Source organism: bacterium (assembly GCA_023382385.1).
Classification (GTDB): Bacteria; Electryoneota; RPQS01; order RPQS01; family RPQS01; genus JABWCQ01.
The window spans coordinates 88,731-114,886 of the sequence record JAHDVH010000005.1 but is presented as its reverse complement, the minus strand read 5'-3'; the positions used below and the strand labels follow the sequence as shown (position 1 = coordinate 114,886).

Genomic DNA, 26,156 nt, shown 5'->3' with positions numbered 1-26,156 from the left:
CTTTTGTGAAAAATTTCACAAAATTAATTAGCAATGCTGTTCATTGGAAGTTCAAGGTATACTTTTAGGTATAAATGAACTTTGTTCATCGAACAAGATATTAAAGTCATTAATATGAATCGTAAATCAAAACTCCCAGAACCCCCAACAACCGATCCGCGCTGGCGTGGAGTCCAAATTGTTATGCGGAAACATGGTCAGAGTCCTCATGCATTGATTGAATCGCTTCATGCGGTGCAGGATGCCTTCGGTTCTCTTGATCGTCAATCGTTGGCCTACGTCGCGCAAGCACTCGGTGTACCCCTTAGCAAAGCCTACGGGGTCGCGACTTTCTATCAATTCTTCACACTTAAACCTCCGGGCAAGCACAAATGTATCGTCTGCACCGGCACGGCTTGCTACATCAAGGGAGCACCTGAGTTGCTGGATGCTCTGAAGGAGCGATTCGGACTCTCGATCGACGAAACTACTGAAGACGGCAAGCTGACTTTGCAGGCAGCGTGTTGCGTCGGAACGTGCGGACTTGCCCCTATTGCCAGTATTGACGGGCACGACGCAGGTAAGCTCTCGAAAGAAGAGTTGCTGAGCAAACTAGAAGAGGCGATTCATGGTCACGCTTGATGATTTGTCTGAAATTCGAGAGAGAGTCCAGCTCGAACAGGCGAAGCGAAAACACCGCATTCACGTATGCGTGGCCGCAGGCTGCATCGCTGCGGGCAGTAGATCACTGCTTCAAGCCTTTCAATCTGAGATAAAGGCGCGTGGACTTGGCGAGGTCTGCGCCGTCAAGGGAGTTGGCTGTATAGGACCCTGTTTTGGCAGCCCGGCAGTCGCGATAGAACCTGAAGGTATCGTTTATACGTCCGTCACGCCCGCCGATGTGGCAGAAATTCTCGATCATTTAGATAGCGAGCCGGTAGCGAGGCTGCACATGAGATCAGATCTGCCATTCTTCAGCCGACAGAAGAAGATCGTACTGGAGAACAGCGGCAAAATCGATCCGGAAGAGATCGACGATTACATCGCAGCCAAAGGCTATCATTCCCTCTTTAAGGCACTGACGGCTATGAGTCCGTCGGAAGTCATCTCAGAGGTTGTGAAGAGCGGACTCCGCGGACGTGGAGGTGCGGGGTATCCGACTGGTCTGAAGTGGACAACTGTTGCAAAGACAGGTGTCCAACAAAAATATATCATTTGCAACGCTGATGAGGGCGACCCCGGAGCTTTCATGGACCGCAGCGTGCTTGAGAGTGATCCGCATCGCGTTCTCGAGGGAATGGCCATCGCCGGATTCGCAGTAGGAGCAAACCGAGGGTATATCTACATTCGGGCAGAGTACCCACTTGCCTATGAAAGACTCAAGAAAGCAATTAGACAAGCTGAAGAGACCACCTTCCTCGGTCAGAATATCATGGGCACAACCTTCAACTTCCACATTGAACTGCGGTTGGGAGCGGGTGCCTATGTTTGCGGGGAGGAAACGGCGCTGATAGCCTCTATTGAAGGCGGACGCGGGACTCCCCGGCCAAGACCACCCTACCCTGCCGAAAGCGGCTTGTTTGGGAAATCGACCCTCATCAACAACGTTGAAACATTCGCAAACATCACCTCCATCATACGGCACGGAGGAGAGTGGTTCGCCGGAATCGGAACGGAGCGGAGTAAAGGGACAAAAGTCTTTGCGCTCGCCGGAGATGTTCGGCACGTTGGCTTGATTGAAGTGCCTATGGGTGTAACCCTTCGCGAGATTATTCACGATATTGGCGGGGGTATTGAACACGACCGCAACATCAAAGCAGTTCAAACCGGTGGACCGACAGGCGGATGCATCCCAGAGGAAAAACTTGACACGCCTGTCGACTATGAATCCCTTGCCGAACTTGGCTCGATCATGGGGTCAGGTGGTATGGTCGTAATCGATGAGCGAGCCAGCATTGTGGATATCGCACGCTACTTCATGGAATTCTCAGTTTCAGAATCTTGCGGAAAGTGTGTGCCGTGTCGGGTAGGCACAACTCAGATGCACAATCTGCTCGCTAAAATTAATAATGGCGAAGCATCACGGTCTGATTTGGAATTGCTTGAATCACTTTGTGACGTTGTTAAAAATACGAGTCTATGCGGGCTTGGGCAGTCCGCTCCGAATCCGGTACTTAGTACGTTAAGGTTCTTCCGAGGCGAATATGAGTCGCACCTGATCGATCATGATACTGCATCAGGTCTTGAGAAAGGAGGCATAAGATGACTTCACTTCAACCTGTTCAGATCATTACGCTAGTCATTAATGGGAAGCCGGTCGGAGCGAGCGGCGATGAGACCATTCTGGATGTCGCACTGCAGAATAACATTTTCATACCCACTCTCTGCTTTCTCGAGGGTTTGGTCCCTTATGGTGCCTGCCGGCTCTGCTTAGTGGAAGTCAAGGGTAGTACTCGGTTACTGCCGGCATGCATGACCAAGGTTGCAGAAGGCATGGAAGTGACGACAGACAGCGAGAAACTGCGCAATTACCGTCGCTGGATTTTGGAGCTTCTGTTTACTGAGCGCAATCATGTCTGTTCAGTCTGTATTGCAAACGGCTTCTGCGAGCTGCAAAGCCTGGCAGAGGCGCTCGGAATGGACCACGTTCGTTTGCCCTATCTGCATCCCAAGTTCACCGTTGACGCGACCCACGACCGCTTCGTGTCCGATAATAACCGATGTATCCTGTGTAGCAGGTGTGTGAGAGTTTGCGGAGACATTGAAGGAGCCCATACGTTGGATATCATGGGGCGCGGAATACTGTCACGCATCATCAGCGATCTTGATGACCCGTGGGGTGAATCACCCACGTGCACCCGTTGCAGCAAATGTGTTCAGGTTTGTCCGACCGGGGCAATCAAAGAGAAAGGCCGCCGCAGCGTCGCTGAAAAGTTTAAAAGGCGGGATGTCATTGCACACTTGGCAGAAATGCGGGAGGCGCGCAACAATGAAGAAGCTTAAGCTCGCCACCGTGTGGCTGGACGGCTGCTCAGGCTGCCACATGTCATTCCTGGACTCAGATGAGCGCATTGTCGGCCTGCTTGAACTCGTTGACTTGGTGTATAGTCCACTCGTCGACATAAAGGAGTTTCCGTCTGAAGTGGATATTACGCTCGTCGAAGGTTCAGTTAGCACTGACGAGGACGTTGCAAAGATCAGGAACGTTCGAGCACGCACCCGGATACTCGTCGCTCTCGGAGACTGCGCGGTAACGGGTAACGTACCCGCCATGCGCAATGTATTTGGCGTGGAACCTACGATGCACAGAGCCTATCATGAACTGGTTCAGATTCAGCCACAGACTCCTGCGGAAATGCTCCCGACTTTGCTGGATAAAGTCGTACCGATTCATGACACGGTTTCAGTGGATCTGCACATACCCGGTTGCCCGCCGCCCGCCGACGCCATTTACTACGCTCTGACCGAGTTGGTGAACGGACGCAAACCGGATATCAAGCTAATGACAAGATTCGGAAAGTAGGCCATCAGTGACTCGAACCATAACCATAGATCCTATCACGCGAATTGAGGGGCACGCAAAGATAACGCTCCATCTGAATGAGAGCGGCACCGTGGAACGCGCACTGTTTCACACGACTCAGTTTCGAGGTTTTGAGAAATTCTGCGAAGGCAGGCCATATTACGAAATGCCTGCTCTGATGGCGAGGTCGTGCGGTATTTGTCCCGTCGCGCATTTGATAGCCGGCGCGAAAGCATGTGACGAAATACTTGCTGTTCGCATTCCGCGCACTGCCGAAATGCTTCGCAGAATGATGAACTTCGCGCAGATCATCCAGTCACATGCTCTTTGTTTATTTTATCTTTCAGCTCCTGATTTTCTCTTTGGATTTGACAGTGATCCTGCAACTCGCAACATCGCGGGAATTGCGGCTCGTAATCCGCAGCTCGCGCGCGACGGTATTCGCCTCCGACAGTTCGGACAGCAGATGATTGAGCTGCTGGGCGGAAAACGAATCCATCCCGCATGGATTGTCGCAGGAGGAGTGAGTGAACCGCTGAAGCGTGAACACAGAGACCAGATCCGCGCTCAACTTCCTGAGGTTAAGGACATCGCACTCCGCGCGCTTGCGACTTTCAAGCCAATTCTTGCCTCTTTTGAATCCGAAATGGAGACTTTCGGAAACTTCCCCTCACTCTTCATGGGACTTGTGGACGACCATGGCAATCTTGAGCACTATCATGGTAAGCTGCGTGTTGTGGATTCAGCAGGAAATGTCTTGACGCAAGGCTGGGATTCAACACGCTACGCCGAGCTGATTTCCGAAGCCGTAGAGCCTTGGACTTTCATGAAGTTTCCATACTATAAACCGTTAGGCTATCCAACCGGAATGTACAGGGTGGGACCGCTGGCAAGATTGAATGTTGTCACTCGTTGTGGAACCCCGCTTGCCGATGCCGAACTTGATGAGTTCAGGTCAAGGTACGGTCATCCGATTTTGAGCACCTATCACAACCATCACGCGCGTTTGATCGAAATGCTCTATTGTATCGAGCGACTTGAGCAGAAGCTGGCGGATGACTCGCTGCTTGACAAGCATGTCAGAGCCGGAGCGGCTGCGAATAGTCGCGACGGAATTGGTGTGGCTGAGGCCCCACGTGGCACACTGATACATCACTATCATGTCGATGAGGAAGGCGTCGTGCAATGGGCGAACATGATTATCGCCACCGGGCATAATAACCTTGCCATGAACAGAAGCATCCTGCAGGTCGCGCGCAGCTACGTTGACGGCGAGCGCCTAACCGAAGGAATGCTAAATCGTGTCGAAGCTGTAATCCGCGCCTTCGACCCCTGCCTAAGTTGCTCGACGCACGCGCTTGGGCAAATGCCGCTTCACGTAGAGCTCTATGACCATGCAATGCAGTTGGTCGATACGCTTGTTCGGAACGATGAATGATATTCTGATAATCGGGATAGGCAACTCCTTGCGGGGCGACGACGGCATCGCGGAAACCATTGTGAGTTCTTTGATGTCTGCGTCTCCTGATGCCGACTTCCTTGTGACGACTCAATTGAACTATGAACACGCGCAGCAGATGGCCGCCTATCGGGCAATTGTGTTCATCGATGCGACGGTGCAACTTGAACCCGGCAAATGGTCGATGACACGACTCATTGCGTCGCGGGAACTACACAGCGGCTTGACGCACCACGTAACTCCCGGCAACCTTCTCACAGTTTGCAAGACACTATATGATGCCTCTCCAAGTTGTTTCTTGCTCAGTGTCGGAGCTAATTGTTTCGACCAGCCGGATGACTTAACTGAACGCGTTAAAGCTGTAGTATCCAATATCGTGCAGTATCTAATTGAGATGCTTCACGACTCGAAGGAGAGATTTTCCCAGAATTCACTTGGTGTCATTCAATGACTAATGAGTTTGCATTACTAATCACTGCTACTGTAACGGTCGGTGTCGCCCATTCTTTAGTCGGCCCTGATCATTATGTTCCGTTTGTTGCACTCGCCCGCGCACGCCGTTGGAGTATGCAAAAAGCCCTCACGCTCACGGCGCTCTGCGGCGTTGCTCACGTCCTGGGTTCGCTCATAATCGCAGTCCTTGGACTGCACGTCGGCATCCATTTCCTTGATCTGAGGGTGTCTGAAGCGCTTCGCGGAGACTTCGCTGCGTGGCTCCTTTTGGCATTCGGGCTGGTGTACGCAATCTGGGGTCTTCGGCATGCACTATCATGCTCATGCAAGCAGGACTTCGGTTGTGGTGACTCAATTGTTCGAAGTCTTCTACTTATCGTGCTTATTCTTGGGCCTTGTGAACCTCTGATCCCTATTGTTCTCATGCCCGCAGTTTCTCTTGGTCCTACCACTCTTGCTGCCGTTTCTATCGTCTTCCTATTGAGTACGGTTTTGACCATGATGGCGACTGTGGCACTCGGTTACAAAGGGCTTAGACTACTACTCAAACTTGATCTTGGCAGGTATGGCCATGCCTTTGCAGGTGGCTCCATTGCTTCTTGTGCGGCAGCGGTACTTTTCCTTGGTCTGTAGCTCGCAGGACCACTTGAAGTGAACACCCTTCCAGGAAGTCACTCTCTATCTGCTCCAGCAGACTCAGATATGTTGAGTTGTGACACATATCGTGAGGTCGGGGTTCGTGGCGTTGTCCAAGGAGTCGGCTTTCGTCCGTTTGTCTATCGCTTGGCGAAGAGACTTGGCTTAAACGGTAGAGTATGGAACAATCCGCAGGGTGTCATCGTTCAGCTTCAAGGCACATTGGATCAGATTCATGTGTTCGTCCGTGAAATGAGAACCGAACTTCCTGCCGCTGCGCGGATAGATAGTGTTACGGTAAGAGACTGCGTTCCGTTTCATTGCGACACGTTTACGATCGAGCAGAGCTCGACACACGGTGAGGCTCTTGCACTGGTTCCGCCGGACTTGGCAATATGTGAAGATTGCCGTGCCGAGTTCGACGACCCAAACAACCGGCGCTTCAACTATGCTTTCATCAACTGCACGCAATGCGGCCCGAGATTCAGTATAATCAAGGACGTCCCCTATGACCGCCCCGCGACCACGATGGCGCCATTTGTGATGTGCCCGGATTGTCTAAGTGAGTATCATGAGCCGAGCGATCGACGCTTTCATGCCCAACCCGTTGCATGCTCTGACTGCGGTCCGGCCCTGCGCTTTTCCTCAATTGACAACGGAAAATGGAATTGCACTGCTGAAGAATCGCTTGCGCTTGAACATGCAGTCTCACTTATTAATCGTGGCGGTATCCTGCTTTTGCAAGGTATCGGTGGTTTTCATCTGGTTTGTGATGCCGCGAATGAACTTGCTGTCACGGAACTTAGACTGCGCAAGCGGCGCGAGCTCAAACCGCTGGCCGTCATGTTTCCTGACTTGACGGCGTTGAATGCGTGGTGCAGCGTGAGTGATCTGGAGCTTGAATGCCTGACTTCCAGGCGGGCTCCGATCGTTATTGTGAACAAGCGCGAGAACTGTCCCATCGCAAAGTCGGTCTCGCCCGGGTCGCCCACGCTTGGTGCCTTGCTTCCATATTCGCCTCTTCATCTTGCACTGCTAAATCGAGCGCGGCGGCCACTCGTGATGACCAGCGCTAATTTCTCTGATGATCCGATTGAGTTCCGAGAAGCTTCACTCCGGCTTAATCTCAGCGGCATTGCAGATGGTGTCTTGCAGCACGATCGCGAGATTCACATGTTCGCGGACGACTCAGTTGTGCGCGTCGCAATGGGGGCGCCGCGAGTCTGGCGTCGCTCGCGAGGGTTTGTTCCTGAGAGCATAACAGTGGCAGCGGGGTTCGGTAAGACAACATTAGGGTTCGGAGCAGATCTGAAGAGTGCATTTGCCTTAGGGAAGAATCACTCAGCAATTCTGACTCAATACCTCGGATCACTTGACAATCAAAGAACTGTTGAGACTGCATTAAGTGTGCTCTCTCATTTTCTGCACTTGCTTGACGCGCGGATTGAACGTACGGTATGCGATCTACATCCCGATTACTTTTCGACTCGACTTGCAGAGGAGTGGGCATGTGAGCATCAGGTTCCATTGGTTCGTGTGCAGCATCACCATGCGCACCTTGCTGCCTGCCTTGCTGAGTTCCATGTGTCGGATCCGACAGTTGGACTAATTCTCGACGGAGCTGGTTATGGACCTGATGGAACAATCTGGGGGAGTGAACTATTGTATGGTGATCTTCGAGCCTATCGTAGAATTGGTCACTTGCTTGCTGTTCCCTTGATTGGAAACGATGCTGCTGCACACCAGCCATGGAGAATGGCGCTGTCATGGCTGAATTTAGCCTTTGAGGAGCAGCTTCTCGGTTTGGACCTTCCCCTCATGGATTTACTCCGGAAAAAGTACGACACATCCAAGCTGGAGTTGCTCTTCACCCCAAGCGTTCAGGAAAGATACGCGCGCACGTCAAGTATGGGTCGACTCTTTGATGCTGTAGCGGCGATCGCCGGCTTCGGACTTGGACACCAGTTCGAAGGCCAAGCTGCCATGTGGCTCGAAGGTATCCTGAGCCCAAATATAGAATCAGGCTATTCCACTGAGCTAATTGAATCTCAGGATGCGATGGTCTTGTCTCCACTCCAGATGATTCGCGAGATGGTCGCTGATTGCAATTTCGGGACGTCTTCGTCTGTAATGTCTCGCAGATTCCACGAAGGGATCGCTCAAGGTTTGGTGAATATGACCCTGCGAGCATTGGAGTTGACCAGCTCGAGTAGAGTCGCACTCAACGGCGGCTGCTTCCAGAACAAGTTTCTTCTGGAGCGAATTGGTTCGTTGCTTGAAGCTCGGGGCGTACACGTCATGATTCCGCGGAACTTGCCGCTCAATGATGGCTCGATCGCTCTTGGACAGATTTGTGTCGCCAATGAGTTGGAGCATTGATATGTGTCTTGCTGTCCCCATGAAAGTGATCCAGCTGCAAGAGGAATTCGGAGTGGTTGAAAGCGGCGGACTCGCATTGCGTATCGAACTTGCACTTGTCCCCGATGTGAACGTGGGCAATTATGTATTAGTCCACGCGGGCTACGCGCTTGCCATCGTTGACGAAGTTGAAGCTCACAAGATGATCGAAATGCTAAGTGACTTTGCGGTTGGTGCATCGTGCGACACGTGACGACACTTCGCGATCCTCGCCTCGTCAAGAGTGTGGCTGACCGCATTTTGTCCTTACCTTTGTCTGGACCAATTCGTATTATGGAAGTGTGCGGGGGTCACACGGCCGCGATTTACCGATATGCGCTTCCCAGTCTGTTGCCCGAGGAAGTCGAGTTAGTCTCAGGGCCCGGCTGTCCGGTTTGTGTAACCCCGATAGACTTTGTTGATCATGCGGTCGAATTAGCAGGACTCCGCGATGTAACGATCGCGACGTTTGGCGACCTCTTGAGGGTTCCAGGCTCTGCATGCACGCTTAGTGAAGCCCGTGGGTCAGGGCTTGACATTCAAGTGATGTACTCATCGGCAGATGCTCTACGCTTTGCAGAAGAGCATCCCAAGCGACTTGTCATTCTTCTCGGCATTGGCTTTGAGACGACCGCATGCACAATTGCTGCGACAATGCGAAAAGCTATTCAGAGGGGAGTCAAGAATCTTAAGCTGCTGTCCGGCCTGAAAACGATGCCCGCCGCTCTGAGCGCGTTGCTAAGATCACACGAGACTTGTCTTGACGGACTGATTTTGCCGGGGCATGTTTGCACAGTCACTGGTACAACACCGTTTGAGTTTATCGCGAGCGAATTGAATATGCCGTGCGCGGTATCCGGCTTCGAACCCGCAGACTTGCTGGATTGCATTCATGCTATCTGCCTGCAGAAGCTCGAGGGGAGCTATGAAGTGCAGAATCGATACCGTCGCGTGGTTCAAACGGCGGGCAATCGTCATGCACAGGACGCCATTGTTTCGGTCTTCCAGTCATGCGACTCGAATTGGCGCGGACTCGGTGCAATACCCTGCAGTGGCCTGTCGCTCCGCCCTGAGTATGCCGCATGGGATGCAGAGCACATCTTGGCTCGGCGGGGAGTCAGCAAGGAGAATCGAGCCTGCCGATGTGGCGATGTCTTGTGCGGACGAATTCAACCCAGCGCTTGTCCACTATTTGCCAAGACCTGTTCACCTAATTCGCCGATGGGCGCGTGCATGGTTTCGTCTGAAGGTGCCTGCGCAGCCGTTTACCAGTATCAGACTGAATATGCATAAGAGTCGTAGCATAACACTTGACCACGGCGCTGGCGGGAGCGCGATGCGTAAACTGATAGAGGATTGCTTTGTCAGCCGTTTCAAGGGTCTCGAGTTGCAGAAACTCAATGATGCCGCAAAGTTGAACGTAACTGGCGCAGAGATTGCCGTCTCTACTGATTCCTACGTCGTGCAGCCGCTCGTTTTCCCGGGAGGGGATGTTGGTAAGCTCGCGGTTTGCGGTACTGTGAACGACCTCCTCGTCATGGGTGCCTTGCCACGGTGGCTGTCAATCGCGATGATCATTGAAGAGGGTTTGCCGCTCGAGACGCTCGAAGCTCTATGTGACTCCATCGCACAGACTGCGTTCGATGCCGGGGTGGAAATCGTGACTGGTGATACGAAAGTCGTGCCGCACGGGCAGTGCGATGAGCTATTCATCAATACTACTGGTATCGGCACCGTGCCGTTGGGCAGTGGACTGTCTCGACAGCCTATTGCTGCAGGTGACGCCGTCATCGTAAGTGGCACACTTGGTGATCACGCTGCCGCAATTCTCGCCGCACGTGGAGGTTTCTCGTTCGCACATTCGGTGCAGAGTGATTGCGCCGCACTCGTCAACATGGTCAGTTCAGTCCTGCACTCTCATGATGGTGTGAAGTGGATGCGGGATGCTACTCGCGGAGGGGTAGCAGCCGTTCTCGAGGAGCTTGCCCTCAGCAACTGCTGCGCGGTTACGATAAGTGAGGATGCGCTCCCAATTGAGCCGGAAACTCGGTCACTCTGTGAGTTACTTGGATTCGATCCCCTGCACCTCGCAAATGAGGGCAAGATTGTCATGATAGTGGATCGGAAACAGGCCGAGCAGATTGTCCAAACTTTGCGCGCGACACGTGACGGCCGCAACGCCGCACAAGTTGGTGAGATTTCATCCACTGACTTCGCAGTTCTGCTGCTTGAAACTTCCGCAGGTGGGACTCGCCGCCTTCATAGACCAACCGGCGAGTTGCTCCCCAGAATCTGTTGACCAGCTATGCACGAGCTTTACATCGCAGAGTGTATTATCAAGCAAGCGAGGCTCGCTCTCCCGCGTGGTTCGGTCGAGGAAGATGTTTCGCAGCTTTGCGTGAAGGTCGGGCAACTTGACGCAGTTTCTGCAGAGTCGTTGATCTTCTTGTTCGATGCAATAAAGTCGAGTTGCGGGCTTGCGGCCGCGCGGCTGCTCATCGAGGAAGAGTCAGTCAGGTGCCGATGCCGCGAATGCAGGTCCGACTTTAGCGTGCAGGATCCGATCTTCGCTTGCCCCTACTGTGGAGCTACGCGAGTAGCCGTGACACAGGGCAGAGGCATAACACTGATGAGTATTTCAATGAAAGAAAGGCACGGGGTCAATGAGCATACCAATCATTCGTGATGTACTGGAGGAGAGCAACGCTCTTGCCGAACGAAATCGCGCCGCCTTTGACGAGCATGGGATCTTTGTCGTCAATGTTATGAGTTCGCCTGGTGCGGGTAAGACTACTCTGCTTGGGAGGACTATTACCGAGTTGCAGTCAGCCGGCTTGCGTTGTGCAGTCATAGAAGGTGATATCACCTCCACGATTGACAGCGAACGCCTCGCACCGCTCGGAATTCCGATCGTGCAGGCAAACACCCAGCCGTTTGGTGGTGACTGTCACGTTGGCTCGCATCTGGTCAATGCCGCACTTGCGTTACTGCCACTCGACAATCTCGACTACATTTTTATTGAAAATATCGGCAATCTTGTCTGTCCTGCGGAGTTTGATCTTGGAGAGCATGCAAAAGTCGTTGTCCTCTCCCTTCCGGAAGGAGAAGACAAACCGATGAAATATCCCCTGATGTTCCGCGAGTGCCAGATGTGTCTGATAAACAAGATGGACTTACTCCCGCATCTTGATATCAACGTGCCGAAGCTTCATCGGAACCTCGAGCTTGTCAACGGGGACCTGCAAGTCCTGCTTGTGTCGGGGAAGACCGGACTGGGAATCCCTGTATGGTGCGAGTGGCTTGAGTCGCTGCGGACTGCTGCGCAAAACGAGCTGCACGAGTTGTAGAGTAAACTGTTGGGGCCGAATTGGCTGCCGTTCAGCAACTACGCAAAAAACAGGGCTTGCCATTGGCAAGCCCTGTCTCATGCTCCTAATCGTTGCGAACGTCTTACTTGAGCAATAACAGCTTCTGAGTTTGTTTGAAACCCAGTGCCCGCATGCTGACGAAATAGACACCGGTAGCGACCGCCTGCTCGCTGGTGTCTCGACCGTTCCAGACAATCTGATGAATCCCCGCACTCTGATGCGCATTAACCAGTTCACGCACCAGTCGTCCGGTAACATCATAAATGTTCAACTGCACATCCGTCGCAACACCAAGTGAGTACGACAAAGTCGTGCTGGGATTGAAGGGATTGGGGTGAGCCGGATGCAGCGTGAAGTCCTGTGCTATCGGCCTTGACCCGGCAGAGGACCCTTGCAAGGTTCCGCCGGATACACAGTCCACCCACCCGTCGCGATTGCCCATCAGAATTTCATAAGCGTTACTACCATCCACATCGGGCAGAATTCCCACCGCATCTACGGCGCTGAATGATCCTTCTCCGACCGTGCTGAAAATCTGTTCTCCGTCCCACCCGCTCAATACAATGAGTCTGTTGCTGAGTGTGCCGCACACGATATCCGGTACATCATCGCCGGTAATATCCGGCACGGTCGTCAGGGCAAGCACATTCTCAGGATCGGTTGGATCAACAATGACATTCCACAACTCAATTCCTTGAGCGCCGTCTAAACAAATTGCACGGCCTGAGACCGTCCCGATGACGATTTCCGATACGTCATCTCCCGTAATGTCGGGGATCACCTCCAACCTGTAAATAGTCGTCCCGGAAAACGGAACAAACCAAAGTTGTTGCCCTGTTAAACCGTCGATCACATAAACACCGCGATACGCGGAAGCAACCGCAACGTCTTCTGAGTTGTTTGTCTGTGGGTTGGCGTTTCCCATGCGCTCTAAATCAAAACACGGGGAACTCCCGCCAATTGAGGTCTGCCAGAGCAGTCCCCCCGTCATTCCATTGAGTCCGACAGCATAACCCGTTGTTCCGCCAACAACTTCAGGGACTCCGTCTCCAGTAACATCGTCGATGATGGTGAATGCGTAAAACGACTGGTATGGAGTGCTTTCCCAAAGAAGCACACCACTTTGGCCGTTCAGTGCAAAAACCCTGCTCTGGCTACCATCACCGCCGCCGGCTGCCAGTATGTCTGGCACGAAGTCGCCATTGATGTCCACAAAACCTTCCACGTCATTCACCCATCCTCCGCTTCCCCACCAACGTGTGTCAAACATCCAGAGTTCCTCGCCGGTCTGACCCGAAAGGGCATATACGGAGCGGCTGCCTCCTGCCGTGCCTATGATCACCTCTTGAACACCGTCTCCCGTGAGATCCTGCACAGAGGCTAAGGCACGCTCGTAATAGACGGCGCCCGCGTGATTCGGGTCAATTCGCGAGTTATAGGTCCACAACGTATCTGCCGGCCCGCTCGACGCTCCACTCACGCAAGCTGTCAATCCGCTTCCGCTGGAGAGCAACACGTCGGCAGCTCCGTCTCCATTGACATCTTCAATCCAGGTGACGGCATTAATGCCATGATCAAAATCGGTAGACGGATCACGAAACGTCCACATCGTCTGGCCAGCATTGAAGTTGGCCATCGCCGCGGAACCGTTTAACATAATCGTGACATCCGGCTGATCTGGATCATTCGTGCGGAACGTCAAGGCACCGGAAAAGTTACCGGGCTGAGTCGGTTCAAACCACACGCGGATAAATGTTGAATCCTGCGGTGCGAGAACGAGTGGCAAGCCGATCGGATCAATCCGGTAATAGATACCACCAGTAATCTCGGCGGTCTCAAGCACAAGAGTGCCGTGGCCGATATTTCGAACCATTAAGGAACGCGATGACGAAGCAGTCGGGTTGGGTATCCAGACTTCCCCAAAGTCAAGCGATGCCGGACTCCATGATACGTTGCCTTCATTCGCGTAGGCAAGCCCCTGAAGGGGAACAGACAAGAGCGACTCGTCGGGATCATTTGACTGAACAAGAAGCGTGTCACGCCAGGTTCCCGCACCTATCGGTGAGAATCTTATGGAAATCGTGAAGCTCCCGCCTGCGCTTACGACGTGAGGGAACTCTGCCGGAGACAGGAGCAAGAAGGACTCTCCATTCGAAAACGTCATGGTTTCCAGTATCAGGGCCGAGTTTCCGATGTTGCTTCCTGCAAGTTGCCAGTTCAAAGGTGTGCCGACCACCGTTGAACCAAAATCATAGGGCGTCGTATTCAACACGATGTCCGGTTGAACCGCGTTGGACACATCGTATTGCATCAACCGATTCTCATTCGAGTTCTGAGCGAATGCGACAATCCACAGGTAGCCGTCCACCACACAGACGCCGCGAAGCCTTCGATCGGGCAATGTCGCATGTGCCGGCAGAGTGAACTGCCATCTGACCTCTCCTGTTGTGGCATCGATCCAGTAAATGACATCCGCCCCGGTATTTACGGACGTCGCCCAGATCATTCCATTGTCGTATGCCAAACTACGAATTTGATTGCCCGGAGCAGCCATGCTGTCAAGAATTGCTCCGTCCGTCTGCGATATTCTATAAAACCTGTTTGCCGGAAAGTTTCGTCCTACCCAAAAATACTGATCCTGGACGCTCAATCCTCCCGCGTTGCTTTGCGCCGGATCCGGAAGTGAATCGACCAGCGAACCTGACACAGGATCGATCTTGAAGATCCGTTGGCGGCTTGCCGCGCCGGAAATCGTCCACAAATAATTGCCGCTCCACGCCAGACCGTCACTTCCGTTGACAGGTGCAAGGACGGTGTCCAGCCGCGCCCCGTCTGTAAGGCTGACCTTGATCAGGCGGTTGGAGTTGTTGTCACCTGTCCAGAACGCCGTGCCGTCATAGGTTATCATGGTCGTGGAGCTGGACGGAGCAGGGATGTCTCGCACCAGCACTTGAGCGGATGCGTTCGCCGCAAGTGCGGCAATGAAGATGAAGATAGAAATTGTTGATCTGTTAGATTTGCCCATGGCTTCTCCTTGCCCAACCGCTCGCGAGAGCGGTCCTATTTGGCGTTGATGCATTGTCTTGGGGCTCGTGCTTGCCAATTGATAAGAGTCACAACGGGGACGCCACCCGAAGGCGTCCCCGTTGCATGTTCGTTTATGCTGGAATGCTATTCAGCGGGTTCAGTAGATGCAACCACAACATAGAAGCGAATCGGACTCGCCGCAATTGCGCCAACGTCCGTGAATGAAGCCGTTGCCGTCGAGCCAAGTGAATTTGCAGGAATAAGCGGGAAACCAAATTCTGACCCTGCAAACACCTCGTAACTCTGAGCATTCAAGGTCGGTGTCCACGTCAAAATTGCGTCACCGAGATCATAGTCAATCGTGATCACGAGATCGATAACCGGTTCTGCTTCGGCCATCGGGGCATATTCGTCAGCACCAATGTCCGGACTGCCACTGCGAGGATCTCCGTCAATGTCCACCGTGATCAGTCCAATCGGAGTTGCCAATCCGTCAACGGTCGAGAACAGCGGATCGATGTGCAAGTCTGTGGCGCTGATAAATCCGGGATTCCCGTCAATACCCACCGGGTCGCGTCCGAAATTCTGCCAGTCCTGCAGAGTGGCAAAGTTAGACGTGCCATCGCGTCCGGTGAATACTGCAGGACCCGTCACATTCAGACAGTTGTAGTCGGAAAGGTCCAGAGTCCCGCCCGCACGCCAGATGCAATAGGCCGTATTGGTATCCTGTTCGACTTTGATGATGTTGTTCAACGCGGTCAAATTGCCCGTGCTGACATAAATACCCGCGATCTCGTCGCCGTTCGCCACGTTGTTCATGTGAATACTGTTGTGAACAACGTACGTGATTCCTGTGCTGTTCCGGACGCCGTAGATTCCCGGGCCGCTCGTCTGGTAGTCGTAGAAGAAGTTATTGTAGATGAACACATCTCCGTTCGTGCCGGGACCGGACCAAACAGCCGCGACATCGGGGAATGTTCCGGTGTTCGTATGACGGAAATTGTGAATTCGATTGCCGTGCACGTACATGGAGTCACAACCTGTCGCTACATACACGCCGTAGCATGACGTGGAAGAGTAACCGTGCGGCTGGATGTCGTTGTGATGCACCTGTGCGTTCAATGCGTCGTCAAGGTAGACGCCGTAGCTCGCGCCGGTGATCAGACAGTTCTTCACTTCCAGGCCGCTGACCGTGCCCGTGCCGCCTTCGCAGCGGATACCGTAAAATGCTCCCGTCACCGTGCAGCCGTCAATCGTGTTGTTGTTGTTTCCGTTGAAATTCAGCTTAACACCGCGTGTGCCGGTCGTTGTGCTGTCACGGCTGGTGATGCCGCAATTCAGAAGCGTATTCCACGTGGCGCCGTTGTTCATTTCAACCACAATACTCGTCGCATTCGTGGCAACAACGTCGATCCCTTCAAACGTCACGAAGTCCGCTCCGTCGAAGTAGATAACTCGTGCCGCCGTGCCGTTCGTCAGGACAACGACATCACGCGCCGCGCCAACGTGCTCACGGAAAATCACGCGATCCACAAAATTCGCGCCTGTGATTTCAGTCAGGACGATGCTCTCGTTGTATGTGCCGTCATAGACTTCAAACACAACTTCACCGTCAATCCCGCGCAGGTTCAACGCTGCAACAGCATCATTGAACGTCGCAAAATCATTGTTGCCTCCGCCCAAATCATACGTGCCGGACATGGGAGGTCCTACGACTGTCACACTTGTAACGGCGCTGTCATTGTCTGCATAAAGATCTGTCGCGAGAAACGACTGAACTTCAAGTTGACCCACTTCATAATCGCTGACCGGAGGTGTCCAGCCAATCGCGATGGTATCCCGCTCCCCTGCGGCCAGCGTCACCAGCACTTCAGTCTGCTGTACGCCATTGTAGAACAACCGAACGGGAACGTTGGTTTCTGCACTCGTCCCGAAATTCTGAACGTCTGCATTCACGCTTGTCGGAAATCCGCCGACATAGCTCGGGGCTAAGCCGACAAATCCGTAGACGCCGTAATCATGCGCCAGCGAGTTAAATTCGTATTCGTCCGCACCGATATCCGGCGGGCTGCCGCGCAGATCACCGTCGATATCATGCGTCACCAAGCCGACCGTCTGGCCCGCGCCGTCGCACAGAGCAAACGTCGGAGCAATGTGCAGGTTCATTGCATCAATGAAACCCGGATCACCTTGCACCGAGTTGCCATCCTGCCCCGTCGCATTGAACCAATCCGTCAATGAGAATCTGTTGCTGCCGCTGAAACCGACGTTGTAACCGATGCCGGTACCGAAAACGCAATTGTTGTTGCTCGTCAGCGTGCCGCCCGCGAGGTAAATTGACCAACACTCTTCGGTCGGAACGTCAAGCTGCAGAATGTTGTTATACAGCGTGCTTCCCGTCGACGCGCCGGTCATGTAGAACGCATAAATGTTCGCCGTCGTCGCGACGTTGTTGATGCGGACGCTGTTATTGTAGAACGCTGAACCTCCGCCGGCCGCACGTAATCCATAAACTGCTCCACCTGTAATCTGGTAATCGTAGATGAAGTTATTGTACGATGTGTGCATGCCGCCCGTGCCCGTGCTGACATAGACTCCGTTGGAGATTGTGTTCGCCCGGAAATTGTGAATCGTGTTTGCGTATGAATACGCCGTGTGACCAGAGTTCTGAGTCGTTGCATACACGCCGTAGATTTCCGTCGCCGCGCTTGCCCAGCCCGGCTGCAGGTCGCAGTGGTGAACACTGCTGCCGTCCTGACGTTCCAGATAAACACAGTACTTGCCTTCCGTGACGGAGCTGTATCGCAACTCATTGTTCACGTCTGAGGTCGTGGTGGTGCCGGTAAAGCGGACCCCATAGTATGCGCCCGAAATCGTGACATATTCGATGACGTTATAGTCATTGCCGCCACCCAGAATGTAGACGCCGTAGTTTGTCGTGCCGGCCACGCTCGCGCCCGTAATCGTGCAATTCCGAACCGTGTTGTTGTCCGCATCGTTGGTAATCTCGACCACGCGACCTGTGCCGGTGCAAATCAAGTCGATATTGTCAAAAGTCACGTAATCCGCGCCGTTGAAGCGAAGCGTCGGACTTGCACCGGAAATTTCCGGCGGCGTCAACGCGGCACCCGCCTGCACGAATGTGATTGTGTTCACGGCTGACGCACCGTTTATTGCCGGAATCGCGACGGACTCATTGTACGTATTGCTGAACACGTTGAACGTCACGGGTCCGCTAATACCGCGAAGCGTTAGGTCCGTGACCGCCGCGCCGAACGTCGCATAGTCGTTGTTTCCGCCGCCCAGATCGTAGGAGCCGGACATCGGAGGCCGGATTACCGTCACTGCTGCAAACACGCTGTCATTGCTTGGATCTGAATCGCCGGCAAGGAAGCACTGTGCTTCGAGATTCCCCGCACTCGGTGCTGCGGGCGTCGTCCATGAGAACTGAATTGTGTCTACTTCTTCAACAGCGAGAGAGACGAGCAGTTCGTCAACCTGCGTATCGGCATAGAAGAGTCGAATCGGGACGTTCACTTGCGCCGCGCTGCCGCGATTCTGTACGCGGACATTGATCGGCGTGACCGTGTTCTCTTGATAGAGCGGCGTAATACCCAACAGCTCCAGCACCGCATAATCGTTCGGAGGCAGAACGGCATTGTACTCGTCCGCGCCGATGTCGGGCGTCGCCGAACGGGTTTGATTGTCGATGTCGTACGTGATGCCGCCAATCGGCGTCCCCCGATTGCTGACGAGTGAGAAGGAGTCCTGAATATGCAAGTCGGTTCCACTGACAAATCCCGGGTTGCCTTCCACACCATAGTCCTCGAACACCGTACCCGCTTGCAGCGCTGCGAGCGTAGCATACTCTTCCGTACCGACGTCAAAAATCTGGAAGTTCGCTCCGCCACCCAGGTTGTAGTAGGCGTTGTAGTCCATTTCCTGCGGATAGTACGACGACCCACTCGACAGCCCATAGTACACGTCTGTCTGCGTGGAGGTTTCACCCAGCACGAAGATATTGTTGCGGATGTTGCTGATATGTCCGGTGGCCGATTTGTAGTAGGCGCGCACGGTGCCGCTTCCCGCCAGATCGCCAACCAGCATGCTGTTGAAGTAGTAGTTCAGCGTGCAGGTCTGGCCATAAACTCCTTGCAGACTGCCTGTGCCGGACGTTGTGACGTCATAAAGGAAGTTATTGTTGAAGTTGATCGTCGTGCCTGCGCCCATGTTCGCACGAAGGAAACCGATCGTTCCGGTTCCGACTAAGTTGTGCAGCTTGTTGCGATAGATGTGAATCGTCGTTCCCGTGGCAGAGGTCGCGGTCTCAATCACGTAGGCGGATGACCCGCCGCCATTGGCCTGAAAATCACAATCCCGGACAATCAATCCATCGCAATCGTCAACGTACAACGCTTTGTGGCAGTCTACGGTTGTGCAATTCTCAATGATAATCCCGGAAGAGACCGGAGTGGCACCGGATGTCAGATAGATACACTCTATTCCTTTCCGGCAGTCGAGGTTTGAGAACCTGTTGTTGTTATTGCCGTTTCCAAACAGACGAATGGCGTGCGACACGGTGCTGGCCATGTGCGATTCGAGAATACAATTCTGGAAAACGTTTTCAGTCGAACCGGTCTGAATCTGAAGACAGTTGTCCGTTTCGACGCTGGCCCAAATGTCAATGCCGTCCCACGTGATGTAGCTCGCGCCATTCAACAGAACCACCGGAATCGACGATGTCGTCGCGGACGAGTCCAAAATGCGCGCCGTGCCCGAAAAATCAAAGAACGTCACGCGATTCGTCGCATCCGCTCCCGGAATCGCACCGATGAACGAAATGCGCTCCTCGTAGTCGGTTCCGTACACATTGAAGGTTACCGGCGCGGCGATGCCATTCCCATAGAGCGCCGCGACTGCTTCCGTGAAATTCGCGTAATTATTGTTGCCGCCGCCGATGTCGTACGTCCCCGCAAGCGGCGCACCGATGACCGTGAACATCCAGACCGAACTGTGCGTCTCGCCGTAAATGTTTCGTGTGACCACCTTCCAGTAGTATGCCGCATCGTTCTGCAGGTTGCTCGGCGGATCGTACATAGTCGTTGCCGCAACATTCGTCAGCTTGCGAGCGGCCGGTTCATTGTTGTTAACTGAGTCCAGCGACAACGCGAGATAGAGATCCAATGTCTCAGTTCCGATGCCGTTCGCCCACCCAAGATTCGTGTTGGCAGCCACTCCAACCGCGTTGTTGGCAGGCGACGGCGTTGTTGCTTCATTCGGCGGTGCCAGCAATTCGGGGCCGGTCACGTCATCGATAAACACTTCATTACCGCCGTCACCTTCGTCCCGATGAATGAACGCCACGTAAATGTCCTGCCCGACGTAGGGAGCGAGGCTGTAAAAGAAATTCATATACACATTCTGGAATGCGCCGCCATCACCGCACTTGTATTGCCCGAGAGTCGTCGTAAAACTCGACGGCAGCGAATCCGTCGTGCTCAACTTGACGTAGAGCGAGTCGTTGTCTACAACGAAGCTAAACAAAGTCCGCGCCCAGAACGAAAACTGGTCGGTTCCGCTGTTCACCCGAAGCTTCGGAGTGATCAACCAGCGCTCTGATACCAGACCACCCGCCACGTCTTCTTCCGCGACCGATGCTTTACCAGCTCCGGAATTCGTGTTGCCCGTCGTCCGGAGCCAGGTATTCACACCGTCTCCGGTTTCAAAACTCTGCCAGGCTACGGGCGGAAATCTCGTTCCGTCGAAGCTCTCGTTCAGATCGACTGCCCACGCCGACGCCGCAAAGCATGTTAGAAACGTCAAGGTCAACAGTAGTTTGATTCGATCCATCATTGCCTCCTTATCGAACTATTCTTGGGACACGGAATTCCGGCCCTTACGATTTCACAATTTCTCGCCGTTTTCCCGGGAGGGTCACGGCTGTACACCACGTCAGTTTATTAATATATCATCTCCATTGGGTGAAATCAACCAGAGGGAGGGGGCAAGAGTATTCGCACCATAATCATCTATTCTATACAAAAATGTCTAATATGCTGTTTTTTAGAAATGTCGAGGCTGTTCGCTGGTGTGGCATAAACGCTCCACAGAAAAAAGAACTTGCATCAGTCGGAATGCCTCTGTAAACTTAGTGTAATAGCCTTGCTCAACGGTCGCCAATTCTGTTCTTAGGACGCGAGCCACTTCATGAGATACTTCATAGCATCACTCCACTCTGTGCTCGCCTGCACTTTTGCGCTGTGTTTCGCAAGTCAGGTTTCATCAGGCACTTCTGACAAGATCAGCCCGCAACTTGCCGAACTCTGGAAGCAATCTGGCGATTCGGAAGTCACTGTCATTGCTTACCTGCACGATCGCGCGGAAATCGCTTCGCTGGATCAGTATTTGACTAAGTCCCGTGCAACTCGACAGTTGCGGCACCAACTCGTCATTGATGAGCTTCGCAGAGTCGCCCAGGAATCGCAATCGCGGCTCCTGACAGAACTCAACGCTCTACGACAACAAGGGAGTATCGAAGGTTTCACACCCTACTGGATTGTGAATGCCATCGTCATTCGCGGCGATTCAAGTGCAGTTTCATGGCTCGCAAACCAGCCTGAAGTTGAGTGGGTAGAAGAGAGTTTTAGTGCTGAGTTGATTGAACCTGTAGATCGTTCATCTGTTTCGAACGCACTTGACGAAAATCATGGTGTTCCGACTGGAATTCGTGCAATCGGTGCTCCGCGAGTCTGGTACGAGTTGGGTTTCACCGGTGCCGGAAGAATCGTTGGCAATATTGACACTGGTGTGGACGGCGCGCATCCCGCTTTAGCCGCACGCTGGCGCGGGACCACAGCCCCGGTAGCAGAGTGCTGGCTGGATGTTGTAGGGATTACGACATTTCCTCACGACAACAGCTCGAATGGCGGTCACGGCACACATGTCATGGGAACTATTTGCGGCAATTCTGCAACCAGCAACGATTCCGTCGGAGTTGCTCCGCAGGCACAGTGGATTGCTTGCAACGGCATCAATCAGCAAAGCGGCGGAGGATTCAATAACGATATCTTAGACGCATTCCAGTGGCTCTCAGACCCTGACGGAAACAGCGTCACGGTGGACGACGTGCCGGATGTGGTGCAAAACTCCTGGGGGGTGGACGGTCGATTCGGCGGTTATACCGATTGCTTCCAACTGTGGAATGATGCGATCGTGAATTGTGAAGCGGCAGGTGTCGTCGTCACCTTCTCGGCGGGAAATGAGGGTTCAAGCCCGCGCACACTGCGCAGTCCTGCGACTATTCAGCTGGATTCTGTCACCGTCTTTTCGATCGGTGCCGTTAATGCCAACTCTGATACAATCCCCCCCTATACCGTCGCCTCGTTTTCCAGTCGTGGACCGACTGATTGCCCGCCGTTTCTGGCCATCAAACCTGAAGTCTGCGCACCCGGCGTGGATGTCTACTCTTCCTACCCGGGTAACAACTACATTCGACTGAGCGGCACATCCATGGCCGGACCGCACGTCGCGGGAATTGTCGCCCTGATGCGTGAGGCCAATCCCAACGCTGAAGTACGTGAAATCAAATCCATACTAATGCGTACCGCCCATGACTACGGCACCGAAGGAGAGGACAACGACTACGGCTTCGGCTTCGTGGACGCCTACGAAGCCGTCCTGGCAATCTCACTCAATCGCGCCATCGTCAGCGGTATCGTTCGCGATGCAGTAACCGAGGCGCCAATTCCAAACGCTTTGGTTCGTGCGGGAACTCGCCAGCGTGTGACAAGTGCCGATGGCGAATACGCGCTGTCCTTGCCCGGTGACTCTACCTGGCAGCTCATCTGTAGCCGATACGGCTACGCCGCCGAAACGCTTGAAGTGACTGTCGCTGCGGCGGAAACACTAATCGTTGACTTTGCCCTTACTCCGGTGCCACAAGGCAGAATCTCAGGAAGGCTTACCGCCGGTGAGGCCGTTCCTGTTCGGGGCGCCACGATCGCATTCCCCGGTCTTCCACTTGTCCCTCTAAATTCCAATAATGAGGGCCGGTTTCTGGTTGACTTGCCCGGAGACTCTTCGTATACATTGCTCATAACCTACGATGGTGCGGTTGCCGAGACGACCGTCGCTCTGCCCACCGGCGAAGAGGTGATCCTGAATATTCATTTGCATTCGGCAAAGTCTCAGGCACAGGGACCTGATAACTACGGATACCGTGCGTTTGACCAGCTCGATTCTTTGATTCCACCGACCTATGACTGGATTGAGATAGCACCGTCACGTTTCGGAGCCGGAACACTCTTGACACTTGAAAATCGAGATTCTTCGGCCTACATTGCCATGCCCTTCCCGTTCCGGTATTACGGGCAAGTCTATGACTCGCTGACCATCAATGAGAACGGCTGGCTCGCTGCAGGCATTTCGCACGACCACTCCTATTTCAATTTCCAGATTCCGGGTGCTTCCGGACCTGCGGCTGGCATCTCGCTCTTCTGGGATAACCTGCAGTGGGTTCCCGACAGCTCGGAACTTTGCTACTATTACAGCCCTGAGCTCGATCGAGTGATTATTGAATATCTCGACTTCCGGTTCCTGCCCGGCGGTGCGGGCCGTATCAATTGTCAGCTCCAAATCCTGAATCCTGAATCCTGGGTCACTCCCACCGGAGATGCGGACATCCTGATGCTCTATGAGCGCGTCGATGTTCCGAACTCTTCTTCGATCGGCATTGAGAATGCGTCCGAGACGGTAGGGATACAGTGTCTCTACAACGGAAGCTATGGCAATCGCACGTGGAGCGTGCGCCCGCCCTGGGCTGTTCTGTTCACCACGCGGCTTGAACCGTATCCATCAACCGCTCCGGAACACAGCTCTATTCCACAACGCTTTGAAGTCTCAGACGTTTTCCCGAACCCCTTCAACGCATCTGCGGAATTGACCGTCTCGATCGCGCAGAACTCCCGCCTTGAAGTCTCCGTTTACGACGTCTTGGGCCGCAAAGTGGAAACACTGCTCAATAAACCTGTCGGGGCGGGCGAGCACCGCGTGCTGTGGTCACCAGCGAGCCGTCCATCCGGTCTCTACTTCTTCAGAATTCAGTCGGGACGGGAAATCGCAGTCAGAAAAGCAATTCTCTTGAAGTAACTCTTATTCAATACTCCTTGAATTCCCACCTCTCCTTGTGTGCCTGACATTGTAACCATCACATGGAGCCGCTTCATGAACTCTAACCTTTAGGTGCTCAAAATGAGAACCGCACTACTCTTCGCTTTGATGGTCGTTCTTGCATCCGCAGCTCTCGCAGACGCCAAGCGTGAATACAAGACTACTGCTACTATCGGGAAGATCGGCAGCAACACGTCGACTTCCACCAGTTTATACTCTGTGGATAAACATAACGCCGAGTCCACTGTGCAGTGGACCGGCGGCTTTATGAAGACCATGACGCGTGGAAAGGCCGTTGAGTCTTCAGTCATTACTCGCCTCGATCGGGATTCTGTCTGGACGCTCGATCACGGTAAGAAGACGTACTCGGTGATGTCTTTGGCTGAATACCGTGAACAGCTGAAGCGCGGCATGGCGGAAGCAGAGCAGGCGGAACCGGAAGAGGACGAACCTGACTCGCTTGCGACAGAAGACATGTATGAATGGACCGTTGAAGATCTCTCGGACACAAACCCGAAGGAAATCGGCGGCTGGACATGCCGCAACGCTCACGTTGTTGCGACTGGCATCAATAAGCAGGATCCAAATGACAAAGTCATTATCACTGTGAATGCGTGGAACAGTGAGGCCGTTCCGGGCGCAGATGAAATCCTGGCATACACGCAGCGCTATCTCACGGCGCTCGGGTTGAACGACCTTGCTTTGACGGAAGGTTTGCTCAGCGCCACGTATCTCTATGCAAACAGGATGTCGGAAGTGTTGGAGAAGGCTAAAGAGGCTCGCGGGGAACCGGTTCAGACTCTCGTCAAAGTTGAGCACAACCGACTGAAGGGCAAGAGTCTTGCAAAAGCTGCCAAGGAAGGTGCCGCCGATGAACTTGCACAGAAGATGCCCTTCGGTCTTGGCAAGAAGAAGAAGCAGGAAGAGAAACCTGAATATGTGTTGAAGACCATTTACAGCTTTGAGCAGACGCTGCTCTCGGCGAATACTGATGCCATTGAGACTTCAAGGTTCAATGTGCCGGACGGTTACAAGCTTAAGAAGTAAGACCTGTCCTCGATGCCCACTGAACTCACTTCCATTGTTACACACGACGATTTCGACGGAGTTGTGGGTGCATCGCTGTTGTCGTGGGGATTTGACATCGTGGATATCCGTTTTGCAGGACCGATCACTGTTGCTAAAGCGGAAATACCGATCACTTTGGAAGACATTGTCTGCGATCTCCCTTATCCCCTTCAGTGCGGAATGTGGTTTGATCACCATGCGGGAAATCTCGAGGAACTCAGATTACGGCGGATTGATCCCGCGACTATCCCCGGCCGCTTTGCGGAAGCTCCCTCGTGTGTGCGTGTCATCTATGACTATTTTGCGGAACAGGATGAACTGCCCGACGATTACGCTGAGCTTGCGAACATTGCAGACCTGATTGACAGCTTCGCGTTCGATTCGCTTGACGATTGGCGGGCCGACACACCGGGCAGCCGCATTGATCGCGCCATCAAAGCACCGTCTTCCTCGCGCTCTGAGCATGCCGAGTTTCTGCGCTCTTTGGTCTTTGATCTGCGGGACCTGCCTATCAGTGAAGTCGCGGATCAGCCGTTGATTCGGGAGCGTGCCCGCAAGTATGGCGAGCTTGAGTCCCGCATGCTTGACCATATTCAGAATTATCGAGTGCTGCTTCCCGAAGATACCAACGGAGAACTTTATGTGGTGGATTTGTCGGCCTTCCTGCAGCCCGCTCGTATCGACAAGAAACTCATCGGACTGGTGGACCCCAGGGCAAAGTGCTACGTCGAACTAAAACCAGTCTTTCAGCATGGTCGCAAGACGAACAGACTTGCGGTCGGCATCTCGCTCGCTCTCTCGATGCAGCAAAGTCCACACTCCAAAGACGTCGGAGAAATTATGCGCGTGCTCAATCTGGGGGACGGACATAAAGGTGCCGCTGCCGGTGTGCTCGAATGCTCCTCGGGGCATGAACTGGTGCGAGCGCGCAGCGAGTTGCCCCACAAGATCTTCGAACTTTGGAGAGGTATGTAACAAGAAGCCCGCGACACTCGCGGGCTTCTTATGTTCAGTTACTCTCTGCGACTGATGTCATTGTTGGGCATGTTGGTTCGTTCACGAAACGCAAAACTTCGTT

Annotated in this window: 18 protein-coding genes; 16 read left to right on the top strand and 2 right to left on the bottom strand. The window is 53.5% G+C overall.

Annotation, left to right across the window (positions count from 1 at the left end; all coding sequences use genetic code 11):
* Nucleotides 1-114: 114 nt before the first annotated feature.
* The 13 genes from KJZ99_11255 to hypB all read left to right on the top strand — a co-directional run bounded on the left by KJZ99_11255 (nucleotide 115) and on the right by hypB (nucleotide 11,794).
* On the top strand, nucleotides 115-621 hold the full coding sequence (locus tag KJZ99_11255; GenBank protein MCL4306485.1) for an NAD(P)H-dependent oxidoreductase subunit E: 507 nt from the start codon (nucleotides 115-117) through the stop codon (nucleotides 619-621).
* Nucleotides 608-2,245, top strand: coding sequence for an NAD(P)H-dependent oxidoreductase subunit E (locus tag KJZ99_11250; protein MCL4306484.1), 1,638 nt, complete (start codon nucleotides 608-610; stop codon nucleotides 2,243-2,245). The genes KJZ99_11255 and KJZ99_11250 overlap by 14 nt, the downstream gene beginning before the upstream one ends.
* Entirely contained in the window at nucleotides 2,242-2,982 is a 741-nt protein-coding gene (gene hoxU / locus KJZ99_11245; GenBank protein MCL4306483.1) for a bidirectional hydrogenase complex protein HoxU, read from the top strand. The genes KJZ99_11250 and hoxU overlap by 4 nt, the downstream gene beginning before the upstream one ends.
* The gene (locus tag KJZ99_11240; GenBank protein ID MCL4306482.1) at nucleotides 2,969-3,502 is read left to right on the top strand and encodes an NADP oxidoreductase; all 534 of its coding nucleotides are present in this window, start codon (nucleotides 2,969-2,971) and stop codon (nucleotides 3,500-3,502) included. Before hoxU ends, KJZ99_11240 begins: the two co-directional genes overlap by 14 nt.
* 7 nt (nucleotides 3,503-3,509) lie before the next feature.
* Entirely contained in the window at nucleotides 3,510-4,940 is a 1,431-nt protein-coding gene (locus KJZ99_11235; GenBank protein ID MCL4306481.1) for a Ni/Fe hydrogenase subunit alpha, read from the top strand.
* On the top strand, nucleotides 4,933-5,412 hold the full coding sequence (locus KJZ99_11230; GenBank protein ID MCL4306480.1) for a hydrogenase maturation protease: 480 nt from the start codon (nucleotides 4,933-4,935) through the stop codon (nucleotides 5,410-5,412). Before KJZ99_11235 ends, KJZ99_11230 begins: the two co-directional genes overlap by 8 nt.
* The gene (locus KJZ99_11225) at nucleotides 5,409-6,047 is read left to right on the top strand and encodes a hypothetical protein (protein MCL4306479.1); all 639 of its coding nucleotides are present in this window, start codon (nucleotides 5,409-5,411) and stop codon (nucleotides 6,045-6,047) included. The genes KJZ99_11230 and KJZ99_11225 overlap by 4 nt, the downstream gene beginning before the upstream one ends.
* A 69-nt stretch (nucleotides 6,048-6,116) precedes the next feature.
* Nucleotides 6,117-8,429 (top strand): carbamoyltransferase HypF, encoded by a 2,313-nt coding sequence (gene hypF / locus KJZ99_11220; GenBank protein ID MCL4306478.1) that lies wholly within the window; start codon nucleotides 6,117-6,119, stop codon nucleotides 8,427-8,429.
* Nucleotide 8,430: 1 nt separating this feature from the next.
* Nucleotides 8,431-8,661, top strand: a complete 231-nt coding sequence (gene hypC, locus KJZ99_11215) for a HypC/HybG/HupF family hydrogenase formation chaperone (protein ID MCL4306477.1) — start codon at nucleotides 8,431-8,433, stop codon at nucleotides 8,659-8,661.
* Nucleotides 8,658-9,740, top strand: coding sequence for a hydrogenase formation protein HypD (gene hypD / locus KJZ99_11210; GenBank protein ID MCL4306476.1), 1,083 nt, complete (start codon nucleotides 8,658-8,660; stop codon nucleotides 9,738-9,740). Before hypC ends, hypD begins: the two co-directional genes overlap by 4 nt.
* Nucleotides 9,733-10,746 (top strand): hydrogenase expression/formation protein HypE, encoded by a 1,014-nt coding sequence (hypE, locus tag KJZ99_11205; protein ID MCL4306475.1) that lies wholly within the window; start codon nucleotides 9,733-9,735, stop codon nucleotides 10,744-10,746. The genes hypD and hypE overlap by 8 nt, the downstream gene beginning before the upstream one ends.
* Nucleotides 10,747-10,752: 6 nt before the next feature.
* On the top strand, nucleotides 10,753-11,133 hold the full coding sequence (locus KJZ99_11200; protein MCL4306474.1) for a hydrogenase maturation nickel metallochaperone HypA: 381 nt from the start codon (nucleotides 10,753-10,755) through the stop codon (nucleotides 11,131-11,133).
* On the top strand, nucleotides 11,111-11,794 hold the full coding sequence (gene hypB / locus KJZ99_11195) for a hydrogenase nickel incorporation protein HypB (protein ID MCL4306473.1): 684 nt from the start codon (nucleotides 11,111-11,113) through the stop codon (nucleotides 11,792-11,794). Before KJZ99_11200 ends, hypB begins: the two co-directional genes overlap by 23 nt.
* 103 nt (nucleotides 11,795-11,897) lie before the next feature.
* Here the strand turns inward: hypB and KJZ99_11190 are convergent, their stop codons facing one another.
* Both KJZ99_11190 and KJZ99_11185 read right to left on the bottom strand, forming a co-directional pair.
* Nucleotides 11,898-14,840, bottom strand: coding sequence for a choice-of-anchor D domain-containing protein (locus KJZ99_11190; GenBank protein ID MCL4306472.1), 2,943 nt, complete (start codon nucleotides 14,838-14,840; stop codon nucleotides 11,898-11,900).
* A 146-nt stretch (nucleotides 14,841-14,986) separates the two neighbouring features.
* The gene (locus KJZ99_11185) at nucleotides 14,987-20,692 is read right to left on the bottom strand and encodes a choice-of-anchor J domain-containing protein (protein MCL4306471.1); all 5,706 of its coding nucleotides are present in this window, start codon (nucleotides 20,690-20,692) and stop codon (nucleotides 14,987-14,989) included.
* Between the two features lie 357 nt (nucleotides 20,693-21,049).
* On the opposite strand from KJZ99_11185, the gene KJZ99_11180 reads away from it, so the two are divergent.
* The 3 genes from KJZ99_11180 to KJZ99_11170 all read left to right on the top strand — a co-directional run bounded on the left by KJZ99_11180 (nucleotide 21,050) and on the right by KJZ99_11170 (nucleotide 26,053).
* Nucleotides 21,050-23,989 (top strand): S8 family peptidase, encoded by a 2,940-nt coding sequence (locus KJZ99_11180; GenBank protein MCL4306470.1) that lies wholly within the window; start codon nucleotides 21,050-21,052, stop codon nucleotides 23,987-23,989.
* A gap of 102 nt (nucleotides 23,990-24,091) precedes the next feature.
* Nucleotides 24,092-25,057: a hypothetical protein gene (locus KJZ99_11175; protein MCL4306469.1), complete on the top strand. Its 966-nt coding sequence runs from the start codon at nucleotides 24,092-24,094 to the stop codon at nucleotides 25,055-25,057.
* 12 nt (nucleotides 25,058-25,069) lie between these two features.
* Nucleotides 25,070-26,053 (top strand): hypothetical protein, encoded by a 984-nt coding sequence (locus KJZ99_11170; GenBank protein MCL4306468.1) that lies wholly within the window; start codon nucleotides 25,070-25,072, stop codon nucleotides 26,051-26,053.
* Nucleotides 26,054-26,156 lie beyond the last annotated feature (103 nt).

Bases quoted from the DNA above. Each gene is read 5' to 3' on its own strand.
- hypB (MCL4306473.1), top strand. From the start codon at position 11,111: ATGAGCATACCAATCATTCGTGATGTACTGGAGGAGAGCAACGCTCTT.
- KJZ99_11250 (MCL4306484.1), top strand. From the start codon at position 608: ATGGTCACGCTTGATGATTTGTCTGAAATTCGAGAGAGAGTCCAGCTC.
- KJZ99_11200 (MCL4306474.1), top strand. From the start codon at position 10,753: ATGCACGAGCTTTACATCGCAGAGTGTATTATCAAGCAAGCGAGGCTC.
- KJZ99_11240 (MCL4306482.1), top strand. From the start codon at position 2,969: ATGAAGAAGCTTAAGCTCGCCACCGTGTGGCTGGACGGCTGCTCAGGC.
- hypC (MCL4306477.1), top strand. From the start codon at position 8,431: ATGTGTCTTGCTGTCCCCATGAAAGTGATCCAGCTGCAAGAGGAATTC.
- KJZ99_11175 (MCL4306469.1), top strand. From the start codon at position 24,092: ATGAGAACCGCACTACTCTTCGCTTTGATGGTCGTTCTTGCATCCGCA.
- hypF (MCL4306478.1), top strand. From the start codon at position 6,117: ATGTTGAGTTGTGACACATATCGTGAGGTCGGGGTTCGTGGCGTTGTC.
- KJZ99_11225 (MCL4306479.1), top strand. From the start codon at position 5,409: ATGACTAATGAGTTTGCATTACTAATCACTGCTACTGTAACGGTCGGT.
- KJZ99_11185 (MCL4306471.1), bottom strand. From the start codon at position 20,692: ATGGATCGAATCAAACTACTGTTGACCTTGACGTTTCTAACATGCTTT.
- KJZ99_11180 (MCL4306470.1), top strand. From the start codon at position 21,050: ATGAGATACTTCATAGCATCACTCCACTCTGTGCTCGCCTGCACTTTT.
- KJZ99_11190 (MCL4306472.1), bottom strand. From the start codon at position 14,840: ATGGGCAAATCTAACAGATCAACAATTTCTATCTTCATCTTCATTGCC.
- KJZ99_11170 (MCL4306468.1), top strand. From the start codon at position 25,070: ATGCCCACTGAACTCACTTCCATTGTTACACACGACGATTTCGACGGA.
- KJZ99_11230 (MCL4306480.1), top strand. From the start codon at position 4,933: ATGAATGATATTCTGATAATCGGGATAGGCAACTCCTTGCGGGGCGAC.
- KJZ99_11255 (MCL4306485.1), top strand. From the start codon at position 115: ATGAATCGTAAATCAAAACTCCCAGAACCCCCAACAACCGATCCGCGC.
- hypE (MCL4306475.1), top strand. From the start codon at position 9,733: ATGCATAAGAGTCGTAGCATAACACTTGACCACGGCGCTGGCGGGAGC.
- hoxU (MCL4306483.1), top strand. From the start codon at position 2,242: ATGACTTCACTTCAACCTGTTCAGATCATTACGCTAGTCATTAATGGG.